Genomic DNA, 9,699 nt, shown 5'->3' on the forward strand with positions numbered 1-9,699 from the left:
TATATTTTTGTATGGCAGATCGTATTTTGTGTCTAGATTTCAAAAATAGGGTGAGAGTGTATTGTATATCGAATTTTTTTCTATAAATACAGAATAATAAGTAGTTATAAAATATCCATTACTTATTTTGAAAATCTAGTATTTAATGAGATGAGAAAATCATCTGTTTTCTTAATAAAATCATCTGGTTGCACAGTAAATGTAGCAGATTGATAGTTTGGTAACCATTGTACGCCAATCGTTCGTACATCTGCCTGTTTTCCAGCAAGTATGTCAGCATCACTATCCCCAATAAAAATTGCTTCGTTTGCATTTACATTTAATGTATTTAATACAAGAAGAATACCTTCAGGGTCAGGTTTTGGCTTCATTACATCATCTCCAGCTACTATACAGTCGAAGAAAGAAACTAATCCTAATGCTTTTAGAGAAATATCCAGGCTTCTTTTTGCTTTTCCAGTTACGATAGCTAACTGAAACCCTTGTTTTTTTAAATGTATTAAAAGGTCTACTATTTCATGATTTCGCTTTACGTAATCATGATGCTTTTCTTCATAACATTCATAGTATCTTTCAACTGCTACTTCTTTTTCTTCAGAAAGTAAGTTCTCATGAATAATACCAACTTCACTTGGACCAAACATAGAAAGAATCTCTGCTTCAGTAATTTCTTTATTATCAAATTGCCAAAAAACGTTTTGAAACGAGTAATAACATAAAGGTAAAGTATCAGCTAGTGTGCCATCAAAATCAAAAATAATTGTACGTAGCATTTTCTCACTTCCGTTTTAAGTTATTTTAAGGTTTATTTAAGTTATTTTGTTGTGATATACTTAAAATAACTTAAAAGTACTTAAAAGTAAATGAAAATGGGTGAGAGTATGAATCAAGAGGAACGTTTAATAAAAATAATGGATTATTTGAATGAACATAGGACGATGAGTTTGAAGATGATGTGTGAGCTATTTCAAGTTTCCAGAGATACAGCAAGAAGAGATATTGTAAAGTTAACAAATGAAACAACAATAATACGAACTCATGGTGGTGTAGCTTTATCATCTTTCCACCGTAAAATATCGGATTATGTAAATCGTGAGGAAAAAGAAATTGAATATAAGATATCTATTGGAAAGCAAGCTGCTTCTTTTGTAGGAGATAATGAAATTATTTATCTTGATGTTTCAACAACTGTTAACTGTATGGCTTCATTTTTGACAGCAAGTAATATAACGGTTGTTACAAATTCAATTGATACAGTAAATCATTTAATGGATATGGAGAATGTAAATATTCATATTTTGGGTGGAGAATTAAATAAACACTCACGTTATATGGCGGGTTTTTCTGCAATGGAGAAACTAAAAGATTATCATTTTGATAAAGTTTTTATTGGATCACCCGGCCTTACAGAAGATGGTGTTTATTATGCGTATGAGGAAGATATTCATTTTAAGCGTCAAATTGTTAAACAAACGAATGGAGTGTTTTTACTTGCCGATGAGACAAAAATGAATCAACGTCAAAACTTTAAGGCACTGTCATTAGAATCAATAGATACAATTATTACGAATGATGTTATTCCCGGCAATTTAGAAAGAGTAGTGAAAGAATATGGAATTGAGCTAATCACTGGAGTGAAGTAAAGGGGGACGCAAAAATGAAGGGAATTATATTTGATATTGACGGAACAATGTTAGATACGGAAAAAGCAGTTTTATATTCATTACAGAGAACGTTGCGAGATGAAGGGATGAATTATTCATTAGAAAAGCTACATTTTGCATTAGGTATTCCTGGTATGGCTGCGTTACAAGAAATTGGTGTGGAAAATATGAAAGCAGTTCATGAGAAATGGATACGTAATATGGCAGATTTTAAGAATGAAATTGCAGTATTTAAAGGAATTGCGGAAGTGATTGAAATAGTATCTTCATATAAGATTCGAACAGGTATTGTTACTTCAAAAACACGCCAAGAGTTTATCAATGATTTCAAGCCATTTGGATTACATTCATATTTTGAACACTCTATTTGTGTAGAAGATACAATAAAACATAAACCACATCCAGAGCCACTTGTGACATGTCTAAAAAGATTGAATATAGATGCACAAGAAGCGATATACATAGGTGATTCAGTATATGACTTACAATGCGCAAAACAAGCGGGAGCAAAATTTGGTTTAGCCCTGTGGGGAGCGAAAACAAGGAAAGGATTCGAGGAGGCTGATTATATTTTTCAAACGCCTCATGAAATTTTAAGTTTAGTAAAAAGAGATAGCTAAATTAGCTATCTCTTTAAAAATTTATAACCACCATTTCTCCTGCGGAAGCAAAATAACATCCACATCAAAATTCTCTTTAAACCAATCATACATCAATGTCTCTTTCACTAAATATTCAGAGGCAGAGTGTGACACACCAATTAGAGACATATTCGTTTCTTTTACATAATCCATAATGAGCGAGTATTTATGTCTGCCGTAATCATTGTCGATATGGCAATGGATTTCTCCTGTAATATATGCTTCAGCACCTTTTTCTTCTGCTTCCTTCATTAAAGATACAACATCGCCACATCCAGCGATAATTGCGATTTTTTTGATGGAATCATGTCGTTTACCTTCGAAGTCTGTGTAAGGAATTTGGAAGAGTTGTTTTAGATGTTTTTGGAGTGCTTCTGTTGATGTTTCATCTATTTCACAAATAAGGCCAACTGGTTCTTGTTCTGGACCTCCATATGCAAAGTCGTCCACTACAGTAGCGTTTAATGCTTTTGCAATTGAAATACTCGTTCCATGTGTTTGATGAAAATCCATTGGTACGTGACATGTATATATAGAAAGTTGTTTTTCTTTTATTCCTTGCAAATATTTTTCAGGAATTGGTAAGAAACCGCGGCCTGATCTTCCAAGCGGATCACCGCACTCCATTACAAGGGGATGGTGCATAAAGAGTAAATCACCGGGTGTGGATTGTGAAATGAATGTTTCAAGAACGTCATCTGTAGGGAATACAGCTAAAAATACTTTGTTTACATTTTCAGATCCGTGCATCATAAGGCCGTTAAATAAATCTACAAAATTTACTTCGAAAAATTGTTGCCAAGGAAATTTGATAGGATCATATACGGCTGGGATAAATCGACTAAAGGCACTATCTTTTCCGTATTTTTCAATTTGGAATAAGTGATTGAGTGATTGCTCTATTTTTTTTAAGGCTGGCATGTTTGATAATCCTCCTTAAGATGATTTTTGCTTTATGAGTTGTTTGTATTCTTCGTAGTAAAATAAGAAGCGGATAGGTAACAAATAAAACCTAGAATCCAGCCGATAGAAGGAGAATAGGGAAGTACATGCTGTAACAGTATTCCGCTAGAAATGAAGAAACTAACCAATAGACCTAATAACATAGGATATCGTTGTAGTTTGAACACGGATAGTAAACCTCCTTTCTCCTGCATAAACTATTCATAAAAGCTCGATTGCTGAAACTTTATCACATACATTGTATATTAGTCTTAATTTTCTGTATATAACTTTTGAGAAAAATGGTGATACAATATATGAATGATAAGAGAAGAGAGGATGAAGATTAACGTATGTACGTTACTGTAACAGAAGCAGCATATAAAAAGATTATGGATACGATTCCAAGTGAAGCGAAATATATAAAGTTATTTTACGATAATGAAGGTTGCGGTTGTGTTATGAGCGGAATTATCGATTTAGTAGCTGTAGCAGAGAAAGATGAGCGCGATGTGGATATTGAATCAAGCACAATGAACTTTATCGCTGATCGTACAAAGCTTGTATTTATGGATGATAAGTTAACTGTTGATTGGCATGAAGGTGGAGGAACTTTTCAGTTAAAGAGCCCAAGCCAGTTTTATAATCCAAATATGAAGTTACACGTTCGAATATAGTAAAGGAAAGGTGATTCCAAAATGTATTTTGGAATCGCCTTTTTTATTTTATAAGTCGCTATTATTGTCGATTTTTGTTGATAAGTCGATATATTGAAAAAATCGCTGATATAAATGGAGTTACGCTGATATATTTGGGAAATCGCCGATATAAATGGAGTTGCGCCGATATATTCAGAAAATCGCCGATATAATTTCATTTACCAAAACGTTTCAATAGTAAAAAGATTTTTTCACATAATGAAATGTACATGTGATTGAATTTTCTGTATAATCTTCTTTGCGGAGGGGATACGCATGAGAAGATGGGGAATTGAGTTGTTAATTTTAAGTGTTGTTATTATTTGGGGGATTAACTATACAATTGCGAAGTATGGACTTTTAGAATTTACAGCAATTGAGTTTACTGCACTTCGCATGATGGCGGCGGCACCGCTTCTGTTACTCCTTACCTTTTTTATTGAAAAGTCGGTTTATATGGAGCGAAAGGATATACCTAGATTAATTATCGTTAGCATTGTAGGTATTGTACTGTATCAAACGTTATTTATGGAAACTGTCAAATATACATCTGCTACAAATGCCTCTTTACTCATTTCTATTTCACCTATTTTTACAACTGCATTTGCGATTTTCTTGAAACAAGAAAAGTTTTCTTCTCGAAAGTTAATCGGTTCTATGACTGCCTTTGTTGGTGCAGCATTAGTTTTAGTAGCAGGACATTCGCTTACTAGTTCTTTTTATGGCAATGGAATTGGACTGATTACATCAATATGCTGGGGGCTTTATCCTGTTTTAGCAGGACCATTAATTAAAAAATATTCAGCATTACGTGTTACAGCATGGTCTGCATTAGTGGGTGCGATTCCGCTATTATTGTTAAGTGGTCCACATGTGTTTGTCATGCCATTTCACATTACTCACGGAATGACACTATTTGCTTTACTATATTCTATTTTCTTTGTAACAGTATTTGGTCTAGTAATGTGGTATGTTGGTGTTCAAAAAATTGGGGCGTCACATACGATGGTATATATGTATATAACGCCGCTTGTAGCGGTTTTATTTGCAGCTGTCTGGGCAAATGAATATGTATCGTTTCAACAAATCATCGGTGGAATTATCATTTTTGTCGGTCTATGGTTTGTGAAATCGGAGAAAGTAAAAGTTCATTCTATTGCAGGGGAACCTATATCAAAATAGGAAAACAGATCACCTATGATCTGCTTTCCTATTTTTTTATTTTTGGTAAGAAGATGAGAAATAAGATAGCAGTAATAAGTGGAATTAAGTTTAAAAATGGAATACGGAAGAGTGTAATAAGAATAATACCTGGAAGAAGAACACCGAGGACAGCGTAAAAAATGCTATGGTTTTTCGTGTACCAATACAATGAAAGTCCAATAAGTGCAGGGATAATGAGGTGAATGAGAGCCATTAAAAAATAAATCATTAGACGCCCCCTTTATTTGTGTGCTTATTACATCATATCCGTATGTTCATAGATTGATATCATTTTTTTCATAAATGGACGAAAAAAGTTTGAAAAACCGTCACAAAATATGAGAATATGATGTTTGAAATCTTGTATAATATTATTTCCTAAAAACATTTAAACAACATAAACATACTGTTTATGTTGTTTTTAATTTGAGTGAAATGGATGTAAGGAATATGAATTTGAAAGAAATTTTTTGTTGGATAGATAAGAACGAATGAAGAGAGGTACAGCATGATTAGTATGTCACTAAGATCATTTAAAATCCAATCGTATTATATACTAGGTATTTTGTTACTCGGTTGGATGTTAACACCGTTTTCAGCACACTTTTTAGGCGCTGGAATTGGGCTTATTGTAAGTATGTATTGCGTTTGGCTTTTAGGGAGACGAATTGAGAAGCTTGGAGATAGTATTGTAAAGAAGACGAAAGCACCGACACTCGGTATGTTTAACCGTTTTGCAGCTGCCATTTTGGGTGCTATTATTATGTACGAAATTGAGCACCACATGGTTATGTGGGCATTTGCAGTAGGGATTATGGGCGGTTATTTCTTAATTGTTGTGAATTTAGGTTACTATAGCATGAAAGATGAGAAAGAACTAACAAAGAGCTAAAAAAGATAAAAGACTTTTTTTTAGATGGAATAGATGATCCAGCCACGGATAGAAGCGGTCAGGGCCTTTTTTAGCACCATACGATGTGAAACCCGAGAGATGTAGCGAGTAGGGATATAATGTATATTTATAATCAAGGTCACAGATGAAGAGATTAGCGTTTCACTTTATATAAGATATAGAAAGAAGCTTACGTTTTCACGTAAGCTTCTTTTTTATGTAAGTGTGTGTAATCGTTAAGCCGCATTGGGTTTTGTCGGTGAGTACGCGAAACTTTACGGTTACACGACACTTATTCATATGAGTAAAGGGTTATTTCAACAGAAAGTTTTAATTTAAGCGATTGGACCGCCTAAGTTAATAATGTCTTCAGATACGCTGTCGAACTTTTTGAAGTTAGCTTTGAATTCGTTTGCAAGTTCGATTGCTTTTGCTTTGTAAGCAGCTTTATCAGCCCAAGTTTGTTCAGGCATTAACACTTCGTCAGGTACACCTGGTACGTGAAGTGGAACTTCAAGACCAAAGATGTCATGTTTAGCTGTTTCAGTTTTCGCAAGTTCACCGTTTAATGCAGCTTGAATCATTGCACGAGTGTAACCTAAGTTCATACGTTTACCAACGCCGTATTCGCCACCAGTCCAGCCAGTGTTTACTAAGAATACTTTCGCATCGTGTTTCTCAATTTTTTCACCAAGCATTTCAGCATAGCGAGATGCATCAAGTGGTAAGAATGGTGAACCGAAGCAAGTTGAGAATGTTGCTTGCGGAGATGTAACACCGCGCTCTGTTCCTGCTAGTTTACTAGTGTAACCACTTAAGAAATGATACATAGCTTGTTCTTTTGATAACTTACTGATTGGAGGCAATACGCCAGATGCATCAGCAGTTAAGAAAATGATTGTATTTGGGTGTCCAGCAACACTTGGCAGTACGATATTGTCGATCGCATGCATAGGGTATGCAGCACGAGTATTTTCTGTTAAAGTAGTATCGTTATAGTCTGCGATACGCGTTTGGTCATTAATGATAACGTTTTCTAAAACAGATCCAAATGTGATTGCATCGAAAATTTGTGGTTCTTTCTCGTGAGAAAGGTTTACACATTTCGCGTAGCAACCGCCTTCAATATTGAATACACCGTTATCAGACCAACCGTGCTCATCATCACCAATTAATTTACGGTTTGGATCAGCAGATAATGTTGTTTTACCTGTTCCAGATAAACCGAAGAATAATGCTACATCGCCTTCTTCACCTACGTTTGCAGAACAGTGCATAGAAAGAATATCTTGTTCAGGTAATAAGAAGTTCATAATAGAGAAGATTGATTTTTTCATTTCTCCAGCGTATTCTGTACCACCAATTAATACGATGCGTTTTTCGAATGAAACCATAATGAATGCTTCAGAGTTTGTACCGTCAACAGCTGGATCAGCTTTGAAATTCGGTGCAGAAACAATTGTGAACTCTGATTCATGAGTCGTTAATTCTTCTTCAGTTGGACGAATGAATAATTGATGTACAAATAAATTGTGCCATGCATATTCGTTAATAACTTGAATTGGTAGGCGGTAATTGCGGTCAGCGCCTGCAAATCCTTTGAAGACGAATAACTCTTCTTTTTCTTTTAAGTATTCTAAAACTTTAGTATATAATTTATTAAAATGTTCTTCAGAAATCGGTTGGTTCACAGCTCCCCAAGCAATTTTGTCAGCAACCGATGCTTCTTTCACAATAAATTTATCTTTAGGAGAACGTCCTGTATATTTTCCTGTTGAAGCAGAAACGGCACCAGTAGAAGTTAATTTCCCTTCATTTCGCATTAATACTTTTTCCACTAATTGCGGAACACTTAGTTGAATCTGTGCATTGCTTCCGTTCAATAATTCGTGTAAACCAATTTGGACATTCACAGTACTCATATTTATATACCATCCTTTTCATTTAATGAAATATTTCTCGTAATCCCCAACAAGAGTATAACACAATTATATAAATAATGTATACTATTTATTTCTTTTTGTTTGTGTGAATGCATTATTTCCTTATTAATATTTCATTTCAGGCGTATTGAGAAAAACTTTCAGGAAAATGTGAATATTAATTGACAAATGAATATCATTTCTTTAGTATAGGTTGGGACGGATACTCTCTTATCCCGAGCTGGCGGAGGGACAGGCCCGATGAAGCCCAGCAACCTCACTTGTATTGATAAATGCAGGTGAATAGGTGCTAAAACCTGTGCGAGGCTACAGGTCTCGAACGATAAGAGCGAAGGGCAAAAAGCAGTATGCAAGTAGCAAATTAAACCTTTCCTCTATGTAAAGTAGGAAAGGTTTTTCTGTATGCTTGTGTGGGAGAATAAATGTATGTCGCAGTTTGTGGCAAATTAAGGATGAGTTCCGTACAATATATACAATTACTGTAGGGAGGTTTACCACATGACAAAAAAACGTCATCTGTTCACATCTGAGTCTGTAACTGAAGGACATCCAGATAAAATTTGTGACCAAATTTCTGATTCAATTTTAGATGCGATCTTATCAAAAGACGCAAATGCACGTGTAGCTTGTGAAACAACTGTAACAACTGGTTTAGTATTGGTAGCGGGGGAAATTACGACTTCTACTTACGTAGATATTCCGAAAATCGTTCGTGAAACAATTCAAGGCATTGGTTACACACGCGCAAAATACGGATTCGATGCAGAAACTTGTGCTGTTTTAACATCTATCGATGAGCAGTCTGCTGACATCGCTATGGGTGTTGACCAAGCGCTAGAAGCACGCGAAGGTCAAATGACTGACGCTGAGATTGAGGCGATTGGTGCAGGAGACCAAGGTTTAATGTTTGGTTTTGCATGTAATGAAACACAAGAATTAATGCCACTTCCAATCTCGCTTGCTCACAAATTAGCTCGCCGTTTAACTGAAGTACGTAAAGATGATACATTATCATACTTACGTCCGGATGGAAAAACGCAAGTTACAGTTGAGTATGATGAAAATGGTAAACCAGTACGTGTTGATACTATCGTAATTTCTACACAACATCACCCAGATGTTACATGGGAAGAAATCGATCGCGATTTAAAAGAGCACGTAATTAAAGCTGTAGTACCAGCAGAATTAATGGATGGAGAAACGAAATTCTTCATTAATCCAACTGGCCGCTTCGTAATTGGTGGACCACAAGGTGATGCTGGTTTAACAGGACGTAAAATCATCGTTGATACTTACGGTGGATACGCTCGCCACGGTGGCGGTGCATTCTCTGGTAAAGATGCAACGAAAGTTGACCGTTCTGCAGCATATGCAGCTCGTTATGTTGCGAAAAACATCGTAGCAGCTGGTCTTGCTGAAAAAGCAGAAGTACAACTTGCATACGCAATCGGTGTAGCACAACCAGTATCAATTTCAGTTGATACATTCGGCACTGGTAAAGTATCTGAAGACGTACTAGTAGAACTAGTTCGTAACAACTTCGATCTTCGCCCAGCTGGTATTATTAAAATGTTAGACTTACGTCGCCCAATTTACAAACAAACAGCAGCTTACGGCCACTTCGGACGTACTGATGTAGATCTATCATGGGAACGTACAGACAAAGCTGCAGCTTTAAAAGAGCAAGCTGGTCTATAATATATGAAAAAAAGNTNT

The 9,699-nt window shown here is 35.5% G+C and carries 11 protein-coding genes and 1 riboswitch; of the genes, 6 read left to right on the forward strand and 5 right to left on the reverse strand.

Annotated features, from left to right (window positions below):
- Positions 1-122: 122 nt before the first annotated feature.
- The gene (locus tag HMPREF1014_RS00560; protein ID WP_000946543.1) at positions 123-773 is read right to left on the reverse strand and encodes an HAD family hydrolase; all 651 of its coding nucleotides are present in this window, start codon (positions 771-773) and stop codon (positions 123-125) included.
- Positions 774-881: 108 nt separating this feature from the next.
- Here HMPREF1014_RS00560 and HMPREF1014_RS00565 point away from each other — a divergent pair, with 108 nt between their 5' ends.
- Both HMPREF1014_RS00565 and HMPREF1014_RS00570 read left to right on the forward strand, forming a co-directional pair.
- The gene (locus HMPREF1014_RS00565) at positions 882-1,643 is read left to right on the forward strand and encodes a DeoR/GlpR family DNA-binding transcription regulator (protein ID WP_015382478.1); all 762 of its coding nucleotides are present in this window, start codon (positions 882-884) and stop codon (positions 1,641-1,643) included.
- Between the two features lie 14 nt (positions 1,644-1,657).
- A complete protein-coding gene (locus HMPREF1014_RS00570; RefSeq protein WP_000676030.1) occupies positions 1,658-2,284 on the forward strand; it encodes an HAD family hydrolase in 627 nt (208 codons plus the stop codon).
- 21 nt (positions 2,285-2,305) lie between these two features.
- Here HMPREF1014_RS00570 and HMPREF1014_RS00575 read toward each other — a convergent pair whose 3' ends face one another.
- Complete coding sequence (locus HMPREF1014_RS00575; RefSeq protein ID WP_001111136.1) at positions 2,306-3,226, reverse strand: Nif3-like dinuclear metal center hexameric protein; 921 nt, start codon at positions 3,224-3,226, stop codon at positions 2,306-2,308.
- A gap of 32 nt (positions 3,227-3,258) precedes the next feature.
- Positions 3,259-3,435, reverse strand: a complete 177-nt coding sequence (locus HMPREF1014_RS31445; RefSeq protein WP_043306157.1) for a hypothetical protein — start codon at positions 3,433-3,435, stop codon at positions 3,259-3,261.
- A 165-nt stretch (positions 3,436-3,600) separates the two neighbouring features.
- Between HMPREF1014_RS31445 and HMPREF1014_RS00585 the strand changes: the two genes are divergently transcribed.
- Together HMPREF1014_RS00585 and HMPREF1014_RS00590 are read left to right on the forward strand one after the other, a co-directional pair.
- Positions 3,601-3,924 (forward strand): iron-sulfur cluster biosynthesis family protein, encoded by a 324-nt coding sequence (locus tag HMPREF1014_RS00585; protein ID WP_000289569.1) that lies wholly within the window; start codon positions 3,601-3,603, stop codon positions 3,922-3,924.
- Positions 3,925-4,221: 297 nt separating this feature from the next.
- Entirely contained in the window at positions 4,222-5,127 is a 906-nt protein-coding gene (locus HMPREF1014_RS00590; protein WP_001255414.1) for a DMT family transporter, read from the forward strand.
- Positions 5,128-5,155: 28 nt separating this feature from the next.
- On the opposite strand, the gene HMPREF1014_RS00595 is transcribed toward HMPREF1014_RS00590, so the two are convergent.
- Entirely contained in the window at positions 5,156-5,377 is a 222-nt protein-coding gene (locus HMPREF1014_RS00595) for a hypothetical protein (RefSeq protein WP_000639042.1), read from the reverse strand.
- Positions 5,378-5,656: 279 nt separating this feature from the next.
- Here HMPREF1014_RS00595 and HMPREF1014_RS00600 point away from each other — a divergent pair, with 279 nt between their 5' ends.
- Entirely contained in the window at positions 5,657-6,040 is a 384-nt protein-coding gene (locus tag HMPREF1014_RS00600; RefSeq protein ID WP_000624926.1) for an ATP synthase subunit I, read from the forward strand.
- 335 nt (positions 6,041-6,375) lie between these two features.
- Here HMPREF1014_RS00600 and pckA read toward each other — a convergent pair whose 3' ends face one another.
- Positions 6,376-7,962, reverse strand: coding sequence for a phosphoenolpyruvate carboxykinase (ATP) (gene pckA / locus HMPREF1014_RS00605; RefSeq protein WP_000108802.1), 1,587 nt, complete (start codon positions 7,960-7,962; stop codon positions 6,376-6,378).
- Between the two features lie 228 nt (positions 7,963-8,190).
- Positions 8,191-8,312, forward strand: a riboswitch (SAM riboswitch).
- Positions 8,313-8,481: 169 nt separating this feature from the next.
- On the opposite strand from pckA, the gene metK reads away from it, so the two are divergent.
- Positions 8,482-9,681, forward strand: coding sequence for a methionine adenosyltransferase (metK, locus tag HMPREF1014_RS00610; protein WP_000163123.1), 1,200 nt, complete (start codon positions 8,482-8,484; stop codon positions 9,679-9,681).
- Positions 9,682-9,699 lie beyond the last annotated feature (18 nt).

The organism is Bacillus sp. 7_6_55CFAA_CT2, assembly GCF_000238655.1.
Taxonomy (GTDB): domain Bacteria; phylum Bacillota; class Bacilli; order Bacillales; family Bacillaceae_G; genus Bacillus_A; species Bacillus_A cereus.

Bases quoted from the DNA above. Each gene is read 5' to 3' on its own strand.
- HMPREF1014_RS00560 (WP_000946543.1), bottom strand. From the start codon at position 773: ATGCTACGTACAATTATTTTTGATTTTGATGGCACACTAGCTGATACT.
- HMPREF1014_RS00565 (WP_015382478.1), top strand. From the start codon at position 882: ATGAATCAAGAGGAACGTTTAATAAAAATAATGGATTATTTGAATGAA.
- HMPREF1014_RS00570 (WP_000676030.1), top strand. From the start codon at position 1,658: ATGAAGGGAATTATATTTGATATTGACGGAACAATGTTAGATACGGAA.
- HMPREF1014_RS00575 (WP_001111136.1), bottom strand. From the start codon at position 3,226: ATGCCAGCCTTAAAAAAAATAGAGCAATCACTCAATCACTTATTCCAA.
- HMPREF1014_RS00585 (WP_000289569.1), top strand. From the start codon at position 3,601: ATGTACGTTACTGTAACAGAAGCAGCATATAAAAAGATTATGGATACG.
- HMPREF1014_RS00590 (WP_001255414.1), top strand. From the start codon at position 4,222: ATGAGAAGATGGGGAATTGAGTTGTTAATTTTAAGTGTTGTTATTATT.
- HMPREF1014_RS00595 (WP_000639042.1), bottom strand. From the start codon at position 5,377: ATGATTTATTTTTTAATGGCTCTCATTCACCTCATTATCCCTGCACTT.
- HMPREF1014_RS00600 (WP_000624926.1), top strand. From the start codon at position 5,657: ATGATTAGTATGTCACTAAGATCATTTAAAATCCAATCGTATTATATA.
- pckA (WP_000108802.1), bottom strand. From the start codon at position 7,962: ATGAGTACTGTGAATGTCCAAATTGGTTTACACGAATTATTGAACGGA.
- metK (WP_000163123.1), top strand. From the start codon at position 8,482: ATGACAAAAAAACGTCATCTGTTCACATCTGAGTCTGTAACTGAAGGA.